Annotated in this window: 15 protein-coding genes; 11 read left to right on the top strand and 4 right to left on the bottom strand. The window is 77.3% G+C overall.

Annotated elements, in window-relative coordinates; translation table 11 throughout:
* Positions 1-74: 74 nt before the first annotated feature.
* The 3 genes from AC3ERT_RS01390 to AC3ERT_RS01380 all read right to left on the bottom strand — a co-directional run bounded on the left by AC3ERT_RS01390 (position 75) and on the right by AC3ERT_RS01380 (position 2,271).
* Positions 75-554 carry a DUF3761 domain-containing protein gene (locus AC3ERT_RS01390; RefSeq protein WP_435172281.1) on the bottom strand — a complete coding sequence of 160 codons (480 nt, stop codon included), beginning with the start codon at positions 552-554 and terminating at the stop codon, positions 75-77.
* A gap of 141 nt (positions 555-695) precedes the next feature.
* The gene (locus AC3ERT_RS01385; protein WP_435172280.1) at positions 696-1,562 is read right to left on the bottom strand and encodes a universal stress protein; all 867 of its coding nucleotides are present in this window, start codon (positions 1,560-1,562) and stop codon (positions 696-698) included.
* A gap of 25 nt (positions 1,563-1,587) precedes the next feature.
* Positions 1,588-2,271 carry a helix-turn-helix domain-containing protein gene (locus tag AC3ERT_RS01380; protein ID WP_335972892.1) on the bottom strand — a complete coding sequence of 228 codons (684 nt, stop codon included), beginning with the start codon at positions 2,269-2,271 and terminating at the stop codon, positions 1,588-1,590.
* A gap of 363 nt (positions 2,272-2,634) precedes the next feature.
* Between AC3ERT_RS01380 and AC3ERT_RS01375 the strand changes: the two genes are divergently transcribed.
* Positions 2,635-3,672 carry an MDR family NADP-dependent oxidoreductase gene (locus tag AC3ERT_RS01375; protein WP_435172279.1) on the top strand — a complete coding sequence of 346 codons (1,038 nt, stop codon included), beginning with the start codon at positions 2,635-2,637 and terminating at the stop codon, positions 3,670-3,672.
* Positions 3,673-3,702: 30 nt separating this feature from the next.
* A complete protein-coding gene (locus tag AC3ERT_RS01370) occupies positions 3,703-4,230 on the top strand; it encodes a MerR family transcriptional regulator (protein ID WP_435172278.1) in 528 nt (175 codons plus the stop codon).
* Positions 4,231-4,272: 42 nt separating this feature from the next.
* On the opposite strand, the gene AC3ERT_RS01365 is transcribed toward AC3ERT_RS01370, so the two are convergent.
* Positions 4,273-4,671 (bottom strand): YunG family protein, encoded by a 399-nt coding sequence (locus AC3ERT_RS01365; protein ID WP_335972905.1) that lies wholly within the window; start codon positions 4,669-4,671, stop codon positions 4,273-4,275.
* 239 nt (positions 4,672-4,910) lie between these two features.
* Between AC3ERT_RS01365 and AC3ERT_RS01360 the strand changes: the two genes are divergently transcribed.
* From AC3ERT_RS01360 to AC3ERT_RS01320, 9 genes are all read left to right on the top strand, one after another.
* On the top strand, positions 4,911-5,939 hold the full coding sequence (locus tag AC3ERT_RS01360) for a LacI family DNA-binding transcriptional regulator (RefSeq protein WP_435172277.1): 1,029 nt from the start codon (positions 4,911-4,913) through the stop codon (positions 5,937-5,939).
* Positions 5,936-6,895: a carbohydrate ABC transporter permease gene (locus tag AC3ERT_RS01355; RefSeq protein ID WP_435172276.1), complete on the top strand. Its 960-nt coding sequence runs from the start codon at positions 5,936-5,938 to the stop codon at positions 6,893-6,895. The genes AC3ERT_RS01360 and AC3ERT_RS01355 overlap by 4 nt, the downstream gene beginning before the upstream one ends.
* A complete protein-coding gene (locus tag AC3ERT_RS01350) occupies positions 6,892-7,809 on the top strand; it encodes a carbohydrate ABC transporter permease (protein ID WP_435172275.1) in 918 nt (305 codons plus the stop codon). Before AC3ERT_RS01355 ends, AC3ERT_RS01350 begins: the two co-directional genes overlap by 4 nt.
* The gene (locus tag AC3ERT_RS01345) at positions 7,809-9,131 is read left to right on the top strand and encodes an ABC transporter substrate-binding protein (protein ID WP_435133340.1); all 1,323 of its coding nucleotides are present in this window, start codon (positions 7,809-7,811) and stop codon (positions 9,129-9,131) included. The genes AC3ERT_RS01350 and AC3ERT_RS01345 overlap by 1 nt, the downstream gene beginning before the upstream one ends.
* 164 nt (positions 9,132-9,295) lie before the next feature.
* Positions 9,296-10,393: an ADP-ribosylglycohydrolase family protein gene (locus AC3ERT_RS01340; protein WP_435133337.1), complete on the top strand. Its 1,098-nt coding sequence runs from the start codon at positions 9,296-9,298 to the stop codon at positions 10,391-10,393.
* Positions 10,390-11,733, top strand: coding sequence for an ADP-ribosylglycohydrolase family protein (locus AC3ERT_RS01335; protein WP_435172274.1), 1,344 nt, complete (start codon positions 10,390-10,392; stop codon positions 11,731-11,733). The genes AC3ERT_RS01340 and AC3ERT_RS01335 overlap by 4 nt, the downstream gene beginning before the upstream one ends.
* Positions 11,717-12,862 carry an ADP-ribosylglycohydrolase family protein gene (locus AC3ERT_RS01330; protein ID WP_435172273.1) on the top strand — a complete coding sequence of 382 codons (1,146 nt, stop codon included), beginning with the start codon at positions 11,717-11,719 and terminating at the stop codon, positions 12,860-12,862. Before AC3ERT_RS01335 ends, AC3ERT_RS01330 begins: the two co-directional genes overlap by 17 nt.
* On the top strand, positions 12,859-14,442 hold the full coding sequence (locus tag AC3ERT_RS01325; RefSeq protein WP_435172272.1) for an ADP-ribosylglycohydrolase family protein: 1,584 nt from the start codon (positions 12,859-12,861) through the stop codon (positions 14,440-14,442). Before AC3ERT_RS01330 ends, AC3ERT_RS01325 begins: the two co-directional genes overlap by 4 nt.
* On the top strand, positions 14,442-15,416 hold the full coding sequence (locus AC3ERT_RS01320; RefSeq protein WP_435172271.1) for a ribokinase: 975 nt from the start codon (positions 14,442-14,444) through the stop codon (positions 15,414-15,416). The genes AC3ERT_RS01325 and AC3ERT_RS01320 overlap by 1 nt, the downstream gene beginning before the upstream one ends.
* Positions 15,417-15,481 lie beyond the last annotated feature (65 nt).

The raw sequence follows: 15,481 nt of genomic DNA, 5'->3' as shown, positions 1-15,481 counted from the left end.
CCACCACCCCCCACGCGAAGGGCGGCGGCCCCACCGGGCCGCCGCCCTTCGCGCTACCCCGGCGCCGGGGCGGCCTACTTGTAGAAGACGGCGACTCCGCCGTGGTGGGAGCAGGTCCCCTGGTGGTGGAGGCTGTAGGAGTAGGTGCCGTCGTTGCACTTGGCGGTGGCCCCGCCCCCGGGCGCGACCGGCGCTTCGGTACGAGCCGTGGTGTGCCGCGTGGTGGGCGCGGCCGTCGGCCGGTGGGTGGCGGCGCGAGTGGTCGGAGCGGCCGGAGGCGCCGTCGCAGTCACCGGCACGGTGGTGGGCGGCGGCGAGGTGGGCCCTGCAGTCGTCCCGGAGGCGGACGCGGAGGCGGACGCGGGCGCGGTCGTGGCGGCCGCAGTGGTGGTGGCGGGCGGCGCCGGGTTCCCCGTCCCGGAAGCGGCCGGCCCGCAGGCGCTCGCGAGCAGCCCGGTGGCGACCGCGGCGCCGGCCGCGGCGGCCCGCAGGCCCCTGCGTCTCCCGTGCCGCGCGGGGCCGTCGGATCTGGTGATACGGGCGTGGCTGCGCATGTTCGTCCCCCTGGGTTCTGTTGCGGAGGGATGAGCGTGCCAGCCCGCTTCGCCGGGCATCGGCGGAGTGGCCGAGTTGTGACGTTACGTAGGAGTAGCGCTCCCGGGGGCGGGTCCGCGGGTGGCCGCGGGCCGCCGGAATCAGGTGGCGGGGATGACGGCTACGGGGAGGGGGGCCTGGTGGAGGACGGTGTGGGTGGTGGGGCCGAGGTGCGGGGAGAGGCGGGTGGGGGGTTCGTGGCGGCCGAGGACGAGGAGGGCGGCGTCGGCGGAGGCGGCGAGGAGGTGGTGGGCGGGGTCGGCGGTGACCGCTTCGCCGGAGACGCGGACCTGCGGGTAGTGCTCGCGCCAGGGGGCGAGGGCGGCGGCGAGCACCTCGGTACCGGCGTCGGGGCCGGCCGGGGGCCCCTGGCTCCAGCCGTGGACGACGCGCAGGGTGCCGCTGCGCCGGGCGGCGGCGTCGAAGGCGAACCGCAGCACCCCCTCGCCGGGCCGGACCAGGTCGAGGCCGAGCACCACGTCACCGCCGCCGCGCGCCTCGGAGGTGCGGGCGGCCCGCACCAGGACGACGGGCACGGGTGCCTGCCCGGCGACGGTCAGGGCGACCGACCCCAGCAGGAACCCGGCCGCGGCGCCCACCCCGCGGGAGCCCAGCACCACCAGCGCCGCCTCGTCGGCGGCGGCGAACAGCACGGGCAGCGCCTGCCCGGCGATCTGGTCGACCGTGATCTCCGCCGCGGGGTGGGCGCGCCGCAGCTCGTCGGCCACGGCGTACGGCGACCAGTTCACGGTGACCGGCGCGGAGTGCGGGTCGGCGGGGCCGGCCAGCCCGGGCGCCGGGGCAGCCGCGTTCACCAGCCGCAGCGGCACCCGCCGCCGTACGGCCTCGCGCGCCGCCCAGTCCGCGGCGGCCAGGCTCTCGGGGGAACCGTCGACTCCGACGGCGACCGTACGGCGCATGGTGTCCGCCTCCTCGTTCGGTGCGACCGCCCCCGCCAGGGCGCCCACCCGGCGGGGGTACGGGTCCGGCGGCTCACAGCACCCCGATCCGCCGCCCGCTGACGTGCCCCGGCCGTATCCGCACCCACAGCGGCAGGTCGCCGCCGGACCACGGCTCCACCACGTGGCTCTCGCTGAGCCGGCGGGCCACCACCGGGTCGTCCACGTGCTCGGCGACGCCGGACAGCAGCACGCTCCAGCCCTGGCTGACGTGGTCGTCCACCCGGTCCACCTCGAAGGACACCGCGGCGCCCGCGCCGGGCGCGGCCACGCTGTCCGGGGCGGTCCGGTAGACGATCGACGGGCCGTCCGCGGCATGAGCGTCCACCGCGTAGTTGACCGGGAAGACACCGGGGCTCGGCTCGAGGGCGAGCGCGACCCGGCCCACGCCCCGACTGCCCAGCCGATCCCAGCACTCGTGCTCGGTCAGGCGCAGCAGCGCGGGGTGCACGGCCGGCTCGCCCTGCCCGGGCGGCAGCCCCGTACGGCCCTCCAGCAGGTCGTCGTAGGACAGGTGCAGCGCGGAGGCGATCCGGACGAAGCCGCCCGGGTCGAAGTCCACGCCCGCGCCGAGCAGGTGCTGGAGATAGCGCGGTGCCATGCCCGCCTGGGTGGCCAGCGCGCCTTCGCTCAGCCCGAGCTGGAGCCGGCGCTCGGCCACCCGGCGGGCGAGGACCCGCGGGTCGGGCCGCGTCACGGGATCGGCGTTGTCATACATGCCAGTCCTCCCTCCGGCCGGGATGGGGCGCGGCGGAACAGGCGACGCGCGTGCGGCGCGACCCGGACCCGGACCCGCCACGCCGGCGCCAGGGCTCACTACCAGCCTGGACCTCCTGCCCGGCTTGCGCCATACGGGGGATACGGCCCGCCCCGCGCTCGGACCCGCGCTCGGACCCGCGCTTGACCCTGACGTGCGGGTCAGGGGTTAGCGTTCCGGCGCGCTCGCAGGGGCCGCACGGACCGGCACGGCGGCGTGCGGACCTGCTGCGAAGGGCCCCACGGCACCTCGCGGGCGTACGGCCCCTGCGGCCCCTGCGGCTCACGGGCCCCGCGACATACGGACGACGGAGAGGAAACGGCGATGGCCACGGCGACGAGCGGCACCGCACACGAGGTGCGGCTGGCGGAACTGCCCGCGGGGCTGCCCGAACGGCGGCACTTCGAGGTGGTGGAGGCGCCGGTCCCGGCGCCCGGACCGGGCGAGGTGCTGGTGCGCAACCGCCACTTCCTGGTCTTCGCCGCGCTGCGCACCCTGCTGGGCGGCGGGGTCCGGGACGCGCCGCTGCCGCCGCTGCGGCCCGGGGACACGCTGCTCGGCCACGCCGTCGGGGAGGTGGTGGCCGCCGGGGAGGGCGCCGGCCTGCCCCCGGGCACCCCGGTGACGCACATGCTCGGCTGGCGCGAGTACGCGGTGCTGCCGGCCGGGCAGGCCGTACGGCTGGACGGTCAGGCCGCGCTGCCCGAGCCGGCCCAGTACCTGAACCAGGGCGCCACCGCCTACGGCGCGCTGACCCGGCTCGGGCAGGTGCGCGAGGGCGACACCGTGCTGGTCACCGGCGCGGCGGGCGGCGTGGGCACGCTCGCCGGCCAGATCGCCCGGCGGCTCGGCGCGGCCCGGGTGATCGGCACCACCGGATCGGCGGCGAAGGGCGAGCGGCTGGTCTCGGAGCTGGGATACGACGCGGCCGTGCTGCGCGGCCAGGGCCCCGGCGCGTTCGCGCGCGGGCTGGCGGAGGCGGCGCCGGACGGGGTGGACGTCCTGCTGGACAACGTCGGCGGGGAGCAGCTGGCCGCGGCGGTGGGCGCCGCCCGGCAGGGTGCGCGGTTCGCGCTGGTCGGGGCGCTGTCGGGGCAACTCGACCCGGCCGGTGACGGCGCCGGTGCGCCGGTGACGGTGGACAGCACCCCGCTGGTCCTCAAGGGGGTGGCGCTGCGCGGCTACAGCGGCCTGACGCACCAGGACGTCATCCCGGAGTGGACGGCCCGCTTCGGGGAGTGGCTGCGGGCGGGCGCGATCCGCTTCCCGCACACCCGGGTCGCGGGCATCGAACGGGCTCCGGAGGCGTTGGAGGAGTTGGTGCGCGGGCGGCACTTCGGCACGGTGATCGTGGACGTGTAGCCGCCTGCCGGTGGACGAAGGAGGCCAGGGATGCGGACCGGGTGGGCGGACCCAGAAACGGACGCGGGCGCGGGCGCGTACGCAGAAACGGGCGCGGGCGCGGACGCGGGCAGCGGCACGGGCTCGGCAGCCACCGTGGCGGCGGCCGCGGGCGGGCCGGAGGGCGGCGGCACCGCACTGCTGCGGATCGGCGACGCGGCGGCCGCGGCCGGCACCACCCCGCGCGCGCTGCGCTTCTACGAGCAGCGCGGCCTGCTGCCCACCCCGGCGCGTACGGCCTCGGGCCAGCGGCAGTACGGGCCCGCGGACGTGGCCCGGGTCCGCATCATCCGCGACCTGCTGGCGGCGGGCTTCACGGTCGCCGACCTGCGCGGGCTCGCGCCCCGGATGCACCTGCTGCTCGACGGGGGGCCGATGCCGGTGTGCGTGCCCGAGCCCGGCGGCGTCGTCGCGCTGCGGCTGGCCGCGCTCGACGCGGAGATCGACCGCCTGACCCGGCTGCGGGCCCGCCTCACCCACCTCCTGGCGGGCGGGCCGCCGCCGGGCGCCCGTGCCTGACCGGTCGGGCGGCCGGCGGTACCCCGTGAACGGCGGCAGGCGTCAGCTCGGCTCGGGGAGAGGGCCGAGGCGGGCGGCGACGCGTTCGCGCAGCAGCAGGTATTCCGGCCAGCGGCGGGGCAGCGGGCCGGGCGGGCGCTCGACGGCGCGGGGGGCGCCGACGGTCTGGCCGCGGCGGAACTGCTCCTGGGTGAGGTCGAGTTCGACGCCGCTGGGCAGCCGGTTCCACCAGTGGTAGCCGTGCTGGGTGCCGGCTATGTGGACCTCGCCGACGAGGAGGCTGCCGCCGAAGAGGTCGTGCACGAGCAGCGTCGTGATGTCGCAGTGGCCGCAGGAGGGGTTGTCCGGCCGCCAGTCGGCGAGGTCGTCGGGCGAGCAGGTGTCGTCGGCCCAGCTCGCACGCAGGGCGCGATCGAGGTCCAGCAGGCTCCAGGAGGTCATGCCGCCAGCATCGCAGCACCCTCTGACAATCGGCTCAGGTGCCGCGGAGCCGCCCCGGCCGACGCTTCGCTCGTGCGGGTGGTTTGAACTCCGGCCTCATTGACGGGTGGTGAAACGCCCCCGCACCATGTCGGAAACCCATGACCTCCGGAGGCGGACCGCCAGGCGCGAACTGTAAACGTTTACCGGCCGGTTGGGCGCCGTCCCGGCCCGTCCGCCGGACCAGCGAAGGGACCGCCATGACGACTTCCGCCGGACCGCCGACCGTCGAGACGATCGCCACGCGGGCGGGGGTGTCCGTCGCGTCGGTGTCCAGAGTGCTCAACGGGCACGGCGCGCGCCCGAACACCGTCCGCCGGGTCCGGCAGGCCGCCTCCGAACTGGGGTACGTCCCCAACGGCGTGGCCAGATCGCTCAAGGGCGGCCGTACCCGGCAGCTCACCTTCGCGCTGCCGGACGTGGGCAACCCGGTGTACGCCGCGATGGTCCGCCGGATACAGGCGGCCGCGAAGCCGGCGGGTTACCGGCTGCTGCTGCACGCCACCGACGCGGTGGCGGCGGACGAGCTGGACGTGGTGCGCGCCCTGGCCGACCGGACCAGCGACGGCCTGATCCTGGTGCCGATCCGGGTCACGGCCGAGCATCTGCGGGTGCTGGCCGACGCGGCGGGCCCGGTCGTCGTCATCGGGTCGCTGCCCGACGGGGCGCCGGTGGACAGCGTGCGAGCGGACTCGGTGACGGGCGCGGTCCTCGCCGTCCGGCACCTGCTGGCCTCGGGGCGGCGGCGGATCGCGTTCGTGGGCGGCCCGGCGGACACCGTCCCCGGCCGCAACCGCGCGCTGGGCTACCGCATCGCGCTGGAGGAGGCCGGGCTCGCCCTCGACCCGGCGCTCACCGCCACCACCGAGTTCGGCATCGCGGCCGGCGCCGCCGCCACCCGCCGCCTGCTGGACGCCGACCCGGACATCGACAGCGTCCTGTGCGCCAACGACCAGCTCGCGCTGGGCGCGGTGCACGCCGCCCTCGACCGGGGCCTGCGCGTCCCCGACGAGCTGGCCGTGGCCGGGATGGACGACAGCGAGCTGGCCCGCGCCGGCCGCCCCGCGCTGACCAGCGTGGACCTCGGCGCGGCCGAACGCGGCCGGATCGCGGCCGAGATGCTGCTGGCCCGGCTCGGCGGCGGCCGGCACCCGGTGCGGTGCGCGACGGTGGCGCCGCGGCTGGTCGTCCGCGGCTCGACCGCCGCCTCGGCGGGGCGCGCGTCGTGAGCGCCGAGGCGATACCGCGGCGCGGGGCCGGCCGGAGCGCCGGCACTCCCCCGCCGCGTACCCGGGCCGCGCGCCGTCGCGTGCTCGGCCTGGACCGCGACGCCTGGTTCCTGCTGCTGCCCGCGCTGGTCCCGGTGCTGGTGCTGAGCGTCGGCCCGCTGCTGTACGGGATCGCGCTGGCCTTCACCGACGCCCAGTCCGGCGTCACCCACGCCACCGCGTTCACCGGCGTCGACAACTTCCGGGAGCTGCGGCTGGACTCGCTGTTCTGGCAGTCGTTCCGGATCGGGCTGCTGTGGGCGGTGTGCGTGACCGCCGTGCAGTTCCTGCTGTCGCTGGGCCTGGCGGTGCTGCTCGACCAGGACCTGCGGCTGCGCTGGCTGGCCCGGACCCTGGCGCTGGTGCCGTGGGCGATGCCGGAGGTGGTCGTCGGCATCATGTGGCGGCTGGTCTACCACCCGGACGCGGGCATCCTCAACACCACGCTGCGCGGCCTGCACCTGACCGACGGCACCACCGACTGGCTGGCGAGCCTGTCGCTGGCGCTGCCCGCGGTGGTCGTGGTGGGCGTGTGGGCGGGCATGCCGCAGACCACGGTGGTGCTGCTGGCCGGCCTCCAGAACGTACCGCCGGAGCTGCGCGAGGCGGCCGCCCTGGACGGGGCCGGGGCCTGGCGGCGGTTCACCGCGGTGACGTGGCCGGCGCTGCGGCCGGTGGCGCTGTCGGTCACCGCGCTGAACTTCATCTGGAACTTCAACTCCTTCGGCCTGGTCTACGTGCTGACCGGCGGCGGGCCCGGCGGCAAGACGGAGCTGCCGATGCTCTTCGCCTACGACGAGGCGTTCCGCTACGGCCAGTTCGGCTACGCGGCCGCCATGGGGCTGGTGATGGTCGCGGTGATCGCCGTGCTGCTGGCCGTCTTCCTGCGCAACCGCCTGACCGAGGAGGACTCATGAGCGCGACCGACACGGCCGGTCCGGCCGCCGTACCGCCGCGGGCCGCCGCCCCGCGCGCTCCTTCGCGCGCCGGGCGGCGCACCGCACGCCGCCGGGCGGGGCGCGCCGGGCAGTACCTGGCGCTGCTGTGCTACCTGGTCTTCCTCGCCTTCCCGCTGCTCTGGCTGGTCTCCACCGCGTTCAAGTCGCCGCGGGAGCTGGGCTCGGTGCACCCGACGTGGCTGCCGCGGCACCCCACGCTCGGCAACTTCCGCGCCGCCTTCGACCAGCAGCCGCTGCTGCACGCCGCGCTCAACAGCCTGCTGGTGGCCGGGGGCGCCGCGCTGGTGTCGGTGGCCGTCGCGGTGCCGGCCGCCTACGCGATGGTGCGGTTCCGCTCGGCGGTCAGCCGGGCCGGCACCGCCTGGGTGCTGGTCAGCCAGATGTTCCCGCTGGTGCTGGTGGTCATCCCGCTGTTCATGGTGCTGAAGAACCTGCACCTGGTCGACTCCCGGCTCGGCCTGGGCCTGGTCTACGTGGTGTGGACGCTGCCGTTCGCGCTGTGGATGCTCCAGGGCTACGTCAGGGCGGTGCCGGTCTCCCTGGAGGAGGCCGCCGCGATCGACGGGTGCGGCCGGGCCCGCACCCTGCGCAGCGTGGTGCTGCCGCTGCTGGCCCCGGGCCTGGTGGCCACGCTGATGTTCTCCTTCGTCACTGCCTGGAACGAGTTCTTCTTCGGTCTGGTCCTGCTCAAGTCCCCGGAGAAGCAGACGATGTCGGTGATCCTGACGCACTTCCTGGGCGCCGAGGGCGCCGCCGACCTCGGCCCGCTCGCCGCCGCGTCGGTGCTCGCCACGCTGCCGAGCCTGCTGTTCTTCGCCCTGCTGCAAAGGCGCCTGGCCGGTGCCGTGACGGCCGGGGCGGTGAAGGGCTGATGCGCCGCCGTACTCTCCTGGCCGCCACCGCCGCGACCTCCGCCACGGCCGGCGCGGGGCCGCTGCTGTCGGGCTGCGGGGCGGACGCCGGCTCCGGTGTGCCGCGGCTGGACTTCCTGTCGCTGGCCTGGCAGGCGGAGTCGGTCGCGGCGAACAAGGCGCTCGTCGCGCAGTGGAACGCGCGGCGCCCGCAGGTGCGGGTCCGCTACGTGCAGGGCAGTTGGGACGACGTCCACGACCAGCTGCTGACGTCCTTCGAGGGCGGCGCGGCGCCGGATGTCATCCATGACGAGGGCGTCGACCTGACCGACTTCGGCTCCGGCGGCTACCTCGCCGACCTGACCGGCCTGCTGCCCGCGGGCCTGAAGAGCCGTATCCCGCAGCGCAGCTGGGACACCGCGCGGTTCGGCGGCGCGCTGTACGGGGTGCCCTTCCTCCAGGAGCCGAAGGTGCTCCTGGCCAACCGGACGCTGCTGGCCGCGGCGGGCATCCGGCTGCCGGCCGCCGACCGGCCGTGGACCTGGCAGGAGTTCGAGGACATCTGCCGGGAGCTGTCCCACCACGGCGGCGGCGCCGAGCGCTACGGCACCGCCTGGCCGATGCGCTCGCCGGTCAGCCTGACGCTGAACCTGGCGCTGACCGACGGCGGCCGCGTCCTCTACAAGGACCAGGGCAGCGGGCGCACCGAGGTACGGTTCGGCGCGGCGGACTCCGCGTTCGCCGAACTGGTGCGCCGCCAGGTCGGGACCGACCGCTCCGCGCCCGCGAGCGCGCTGGCGCTCGGCGGCGGCGACCTGCTGCCCGGGTTCTTCGCCGGGCGGTACGCCATGCTGCCGCTGGGCTTCTCCTACCGGCAGCAGGTCCAGCAGCAGGCGCCCGCGCACTTCGACTGGGTCACCCTGCCGCTGCCGGCCGGCCGCGGCGCGCCCGACGGCGGGCGGGCCCAGGGGGTCAGCCCGCAGACGCTGTCGGTGGCGAAGTCCTGCAAGCACCAGCAGGCGGCGGTGGAGTTCATCGACTTCCTGACGCAGACCCCGCACCTGGTGCGGCTCGCCCAGGGCGACTGGATGCCGCCCACCGGCACCGCGGCGCTGCGCGACCCGTCGCTGACCACCGCGGAACTCGGGTGGGCCACCGGCATGGCGGTCGCGCGGCACCTCACCGCGTCCCCCGCGCTGAGCATGCGCGGCTACCCCGAGTGGTCCGACAAGATCGCCACGCCCGCGCTCCAGCAGTACTACAACGGCGCGATATCGCTGGACACGCTGCGCCGCAAGCTCGTCCGGGACGGCAACCGGGTGTTCGAGCGGTACCGGAGTTGACGGGGCGGCGCGCCCCGTCCGCGGGGCGCGCCGCACCCACCCGCACCGCCCCGTGCCACCCACCGCCGCCCACCGCCGCACCGTTGCCGTGTCCCCCGCCTCTCCACTCCCTCACTCCCCCACCACCCGCACCACCGGCAGGACCTCACCAGGAAGCGGCACCCATGAGCACAACTCCCGCCCCCTCCAGCGGTTCCGACGCCCCCCACGCCCCCGACCCCCGCCCCGCGCCCCTCAGCCCCCGTGACCACGCGCGCGGCGCGCTGACCGGGCTGGCCGTCGGCGACGCCCTCGGGGCGCCCGCCGAGAACATGAAGCCGTCGCAGATCCGGCGCCGCTGGGGCCGGATCGAGGACTTCGTCCGCGACGACCCGGCCGGCACCGACGACACCGAGTACGCGATCCTGTCCGCCCTGCTCCTCGTCCACTACGGCGCCGCGCTCACCGCCCGCGACGTGGAGGCGGCCTGGCACGTGTGGATCGCCGACCGCGACGAGGGCCCCTTCCGCGGCGCCGGGTTCAGCGAGCGCGGCACCCTGGAGAACCTGCGCCGCGGCCTGGCCTCGCCCATCACCGCGCAGCACCGCCACGCCTGGAGCGACGGCCTGGCGATGCGCGCGACCCCGTACGGCGTCCACGCGGCGGGGCGGCCCGCCGAGGCCGCGCGGCTGGTCGCGATCGACGGCACCGTCAGCCACGAGGGCGAGGGGATCTACGGCGGCCAGGCCGTCGCCGCCGGGGTGGCCGCGGCCATGTCGGGCGGGGACTGCGCGGCGGTGATCACCGCCGCGCTGTCGGTGGTGCCCGAGGACTCCTGGACGGCACGCTCGCTGCGGCGGGCGGTGACCGTGGCGCGCCGGGTCCGGCGCGATCCGGCGCTGAGCGTGCTCGACCGGGAGCGGGCGCTGCGCTCGGCCGTCGTGATCGGCGGCTACCCGTGGACGGACCTGGCGCCGGAGGCGGTGGGCCTGGCGTTCGGCGCGTTCGCGCTGGCCGACGGCGAGTTCACCGGCTCGGTGCTCACCGCGGTCAACATGGGCCGCGACGCCGACACCACGGCGGCGCTGGCCGGGGCGCTGGCCGGCTCGGTCGGCGGCCTCGGCGCGATCCCCGCGCGCTGGTCGGCGGCGATCGGGCCGGTGACCGGCAGCTGCCTGCCGGCCATGGCGGGCTACCACGTGCGGGACATCGCCGACCTCCTCACCCCCGCCGATCCGCTCCCCGGGCAGCGGCCCGCGCCTGCCGCCCGGGTCGCCTCGTGAGCGCCGCGCGGCCCCCGGTGTCCCTGGACCGGGCGGACACCGGGCGCGGCGGCCGGGTCGAGGGGCTGCTGCTGGGGCTGGCCGCGGGCGACGCCGCCGGATGGCCCGCCGCCCGGCACCGCGCCGCGCGGATGCCGGAGTGGACCCGGCGGCTGACCCGCGAGCTGGACACGTTCGCCGAGCAGTACGCCACCACGACACTGCCGGTGCCGATCGCCCTCAACCAGCCGCCGGAGCCCCTGCGGCTGGGGCCGTCCGACGACGCGGAGTGGGCGGCGTTCACCGCCGAGTCGGTGCTGTCCGCGCGCGGCGCGCCGCTCAGCGACCTCAGCCGCGACCGCCGGGTGCGGGCCGCGGTGGACCTGGCGTGGATGTCGCTGGCCGCGGAGATCTCCTCGGCGGCGGCGCGCGCGTCGGAGGTGGAGTCCGCGGTGGTGCCGCTGCGCGCCCGGATCTCGGTCCGGGCCGGGCTCGGCAACCTCGCGACCGGGCTGCGGCCGCCCGCCACCGGCCACGACAACCCGCACTTCTTCGACGACGCGGCGTGCGGGCGCGCCTGCGTGCTGGCGGTGGTGCACCCCGGCGACCCGGCGGCCGCCGCGGACCTCGCGGAGTACGACGCCCGGTACACGCAGGACGGCGACGGGGTTCATGGTGCCCGGGCGATGGCCGCGGCCGTCTGCCTCGCGCTGGCCGGCGCGGGCGCCGCGGACTGCGTACGGGCCGCGCTGCGCGAGCTGCCGGACGGTTCGGAGATCTCCCGCAACGCCGAGCACGCGGTCGCGCTCGCCCGGGCCGCCCGCGCGGCCGGACCCGGCGGCCGCGGGCGGGCGTTCGGCCTGGTCCCGCTGCTGGAGCACCAGATCGTGGACCACGTGTACAGCTACGGCATCGCCGCCGCGGAGACCGTGCCGGTGGCGCTGGCCCTGGTGCTGGCGGCCGACGGCGCGGTGGCCGAGGCGGTCCCGGCGGCGGCCTGCCTGTCGCGGGTGGCGGACTCCGCGCCCGCGCTGGCCGGGGCGCTGGCCGGCGCGCTCGGCGGCGGTGCCGGGGTGCCCGGCTCCTGGCGGGAGGCGTGCCGGACCCTGCCGGGCTGTGCGCTGCCCCGGCTGGCGGGCACCGACCTGGTGCGGCTGGCCGCGCAACTGGCCGGCCCCGGGCCGGAGTCGGGACCGGCGCCGTACGGAGACGGGGACGGGGACGCGGGCGGGTACGGCGCGCCGGGCCCGCCACCGTACGCCCGCGGGCCGCGCCCCGCCCCGTATCCCGTCCCGCGCACCGACCGCAGCGACCGCACCGACCGCACGGAAGGACCCGGACACCATGACACCCACTCTTGAGGACCGCGTCACCGGCTGCCTCGTCGGCGCCGCGGTCGGCGACGCGCTGGGCGGCCCGGTCGAGGGCCTGGCACCCGAGCAGATCACCGCGCGGCACGGCGGGCGGGTGCGGGGCGTCGTCGGCCCCTACCACGCGCAGTGGCGCACCGCGCGGCCGATCGCCCCGTACCACAAGGGCGACGGGCACGTCACCGACGACACCCTCATGACGCACGCGCTGGTCCGGGTCTACGCGAAGGTCCGCGACCACCTCGACGCGTACAGCGTCGCCGACCACCTGGTGCCCGACCTCATCGGCACGCCGCGCTGGATTCCCGAGCTGGAGGCCGAGGCGCTGCCGCTCCAGCGGGTCTTCCTCGCCGAGAAGTGGATCGTGGCGCGGCTGCACTACGGCCATGTCGACCCGCGCGAGGCGGGCGTCGGCAACATCGTCAACTGCGGTGCCGCGATGTACATGGCGCCGGTCGGCGCGGTCAACGCGGCCAACCCGGCCGGTGCCTACGCCGAGGCGCTGGAGGTCGCCGCGCCGCACCAGTCCTCCTACGGGCGGGAGGCGGCGGGGGTGTTCGCCGCCGCCGTGGCCGCGGCCTTCCTGCCCGGCGCCACCGCCGCGTCCGTCGCCGAGGCCGCGCTCGGCCTGGCGAAGGACGGCACCCGGGCGGCGATAGCGGCGGTGTGCGAGCGGGCGGCGGGGTTCGGCGACTGGGAGGAGGCGCTGGGGCCCCTGCGGGAGGCGGTCGCGCCCTTCGACACCGTCGGGCCGCGCTACCGCGAGCCGTCGCTCGGCGCCCGCCGCCCCTCGCGCCTGCACGCCATCGAGGAACTGCCCATCGCCCTGGGCATGCTGCTGGTGGCGCAGGGCGCGTACGAACCCGCGGTCCTCGGCTGCGTCAACTACGGCCGCGACTGCGACTCCATCGCCACGATGTGCGGGGCGCTGGCCGGCGCCCTGGGCGGCTGCGCCGCCGTACCGGCCGCCTGGGCCGATCAGGTCGCCCGCGCCAGCCGGCTCGACCTGCACGCCCCCGCCGCGGGCCTGGCCGCCGTCACCCGGGAGGTCTTCGCGCGCGACACCGCCCGCCGCCGCGCCCACGAAGCCGCCTTCGCCGACCTGGCAGGCCCGCGATGACGCCGGACGCGGGGGCGCTGCGGTTGACGTGGGTGCAGGTGGAGGACCTGGTCGGGCACGAGCTGCGGCAGTCCGCGCAGGAGGGCCGCGAGGTGGCGGCGCTGCGGGAGCGCTGGTCGGCGGCGGGCGGGGCTGCGGCGCCGGAGCGGGCGGGGGCGTCGCCGGGGCCGGCGGCGCCGGGCCTGCGCGAGCTGGCGGCGCGGCTGCTGGACGAACTGGCGGCGCTGCCCTCGCCGTTGGCCGATCGGGAGCCGACGGAGTGGGCGCAGATCCGGGCGGCGGCAGGCAGCCCGCCTGCCGCGTCCTGGGCCGGTTGCCCGGAGCGGCTCGCCGAGCGGCTGGAGGCGGGCTGGACGGGCCGGGCGGCGGGCTGCCTGCTGGGCAAGCCGGTGGAGAAGCTGCCGCTGGCGGGTATCCGGGCGATCGCGCGGTCCACCGGGAACTGGCCGCTGCGCGGCTACTTCACCGCGGTGGGCCTGGACCCGGCGCTCGCCGCCCGCCACCCGTGGAACCGCCGCAGCCGCGCCACGTCGCTCGCCGAGAACATCGACGGGATGCCCGAGGACGACGACCTGGACTACCCGCTGCTGAACCTGATGCTGCTGGAGCGGCACGGCCACGGCTTCGGCACGGCGGACGTGGCGCGGCTGTGGCTGGACGAGCTGCCCGCGGGCCGTACGTTCACCGCCGAGCGGATCGCGTACCGGAACCTGCTGGCGGGGCTGGTGCCACCGCGCACCGCGAGCTGGCGCAACCCGTTCCGGGAGTGGATCGGCGCCCTGATCCGCGCGGACGTCTTCGGCTGGACCCGCCCGGGCGACCCGGCCGCGGCGGCGGCCGAGGCGTGGCGGGACGCGGTGCTCAGCCACCGCGCGAACGGCGTGTACGGGGCGATGTTCGCCGCCGCGGTGGTGGCGCGGGCGGCGGGGGGCGGCGCGGACGTGCACGCGTGCCTGGCCGCCGGGCTCCAGGTGGTGCCGCCGGAGTCGCGGCTGGCCGGCGCGGTACGGCTCGGCATCGACCTGGCCCGGGCCGAGCCGACGGGCACCGTCGCGGGCTTCGAGGCGGTCGTGGACGCGCTGCACCGGCGTTTCCGGCACCACCACTGGGTGCATGTGCTGCCCAACGCGGCGCTGCTCGCCGCGGCCCTCACGCACGCCGACGGCGACTTCACCGGCGCCGTCTGCCGTGTGGTGTCGGGTGGTTGGGACACCGACTCCAACGGGGCGACGGCCGGTTCGGTGACCGGGCTGCTCGCCGGTTCGGCCGCCGCGCTGCCCGCCGCCTGGACAGCGCCGCTGGACAACCGCCTGGCCAGCACCGTCGCCGGTTTCGACGGCATCGGCTTCGACGCGCTCGCCCGCCGTACCGCCGCCGTGGCCGTCCTGCCGCCGCCCGCACCGACCCCACCGGAGCGCCGCACGCCCGCACCGGCACCGCCGGAGCGCCGCACGCCCGCCGGCGGCCCCGCCTCCCCCACCGGCACGCGCCCGGCGGTCACGCTCGTCCTACCGGCGGCGCACCCCGGCCCGCCGGAGCGCCGCGCACCCGCACCCGGCGACTTCGAGGAAGGCACCTGATGAGCAGCGATCCGATCGTTCCGGCCGAGCGGCCGGAGCCGCCCGAACGCCCCGGGAGCCGCGGGCGGGCCCGCATCGTGGTGATGGGCAGCGCCAACATGGACCTGGTCGCCTACACGCGGGTGGCGCCCGCCCGCGGCGAGACCGTCACCGGCGAGACGTTCCGCACCGTGGCCGGTGGGAAGGGCGCCAACCAGGCGGTCGCGGCCGCGCGGGCGGGCGGCGTGGTGGCGTTCGTGGGCGCGGTGGGCGACGACGACTTCGGGCCGCGGCTGCGCGCGGCGCTCGACGGCGCCGGGGTGGACACCGCCGCGCTGCGCACGGTGCCCGGCCCGAGCGGCATCGCGCACATCGTGGTGGACGGCGAGGGCCACAACGCGATCGTGGTGGTGCCGGGCGCGAACGGCACCGTCACGGGGCTGGCCGCGGGCGACGAGGAGGTGGTCGCGGCGGCCGGTGCGCTGCTGCTCCAGCTCGAACTGCCGCTGGCCGGTGTGCTGGCGGGTGCGCGGGCCGCGCACCGGCACGGCGTGCGGACGGTGCTCACACCCGCGCCCGCCCAGCCGCTGCCGGACGAACTCCTCGCGGTGACCGGCCTGTTGGTACCCAATGAGCACGAGGCCGCCGCGCTCACCGGCCGCGGTGACCCGCGGTCGGCGGCCCGCGCGCTGCTCGACGCGGTGCCCGAGGTGGTGGTGACGCTGGGCGCGGCGGGCTGCCTGTACGCCGCGCGCGGCCGGGAGCCGCTGGCGGTGGCCGCGCTGCCCGCGAAGGCGGTGGACACCACCGCGGCCGGTGACACGTTCGTCGGCGCGCTGGCGGTCGCGCTCGGCGAAGGGCGGCCGGTGCGGGACGCGTTGGCGTGGGCGACGGCGGCGTCCGCGCTGTCGGTCGAACGCGAGGGCGCGTCGTCGTCGATGCCGGTGCGCGCGGAGATCGACGCGCGGGCGGGCGGCGGCCGTACCCGCCCATGAGCTTGCGCGGCCGCGAACCGCCACCCACGAACCGCTACCCATGAACCGCCACCCACGAGCCGCGT

This window comes from Actinacidiphila sp. bgisy145, from assembly GCF_057708125.1.
This window is presented reverse-complemented; position numbering and strand designations above follow the sequence as displayed.

Excerpts from the sequence above, each read along its gene's own strand:
- AC3ERT_RS01340 (WP_435133337.1), top strand. The coding sequence starts at position 9,296 with ATGAGCACAACTCCCGCCCCCTCCAGCGGTTCCGACGCCCCCCACGCC.
- AC3ERT_RS01330 (WP_435172273.1), top strand. The coding sequence starts at position 11,717 with ATGACACCCACTCTTGAGGACCGCGTCACCGGCTGCCTCGTCGGCGCC.
- AC3ERT_RS01360 (WP_435172277.1), top strand. The coding sequence starts at position 4,911 with ATGACGACTTCCGCCGGACCGCCGACCGTCGAGACGATCGCCACGCGG.
- AC3ERT_RS01390 (WP_435172281.1), bottom strand. The coding sequence starts at position 554 with ATGCGCAGCCACGCCCGTATCACCAGATCCGACGGCCCCGCGCGGCAC.
- AC3ERT_RS01320 (WP_435172271.1), top strand. The coding sequence starts at position 14,442 with ATGAGCAGCGATCCGATCGTTCCGGCCGAGCGGCCGGAGCCGCCCGAA.
- AC3ERT_RS01380 (WP_335972892.1), bottom strand. The coding sequence starts at position 2,271 with ATGTATGACAACGCCGATCCCGTGACGCGGCCCGACCCGCGGGTCCTC.
- AC3ERT_RS01345 (WP_435133340.1), top strand. The coding sequence starts at position 7,809 with ATGCGCCGCCGTACTCTCCTGGCCGCCACCGCCGCGACCTCCGCCACG.
- AC3ERT_RS01350 (WP_435172275.1), top strand. The coding sequence starts at position 6,892 with ATGAGCGCGACCGACACGGCCGGTCCGGCCGCCGTACCGCCGCGGGCC.
- AC3ERT_RS01375 (WP_435172279.1), top strand. The coding sequence starts at position 2,635 with ATGGCCACGGCGACGAGCGGCACCGCACACGAGGTGCGGCTGGCGGAA.
- AC3ERT_RS01370 (WP_435172278.1), top strand. The coding sequence starts at position 3,703 with ATGCGGACCGGGTGGGCGGACCCAGAAACGGACGCGGGCGCGGGCGCG.
- AC3ERT_RS01325 (WP_435172272.1), top strand. The coding sequence starts at position 12,859 with ATGACGCCGGACGCGGGGGCGCTGCGGTTGACGTGGGTGCAGGTGGAG.
- AC3ERT_RS01365 (WP_335972905.1), bottom strand. The coding sequence starts at position 4,671 with ATGACCTCCTGGAGCCTGCTGGACCTCGATCGCGCCCTGCGTGCGAGC.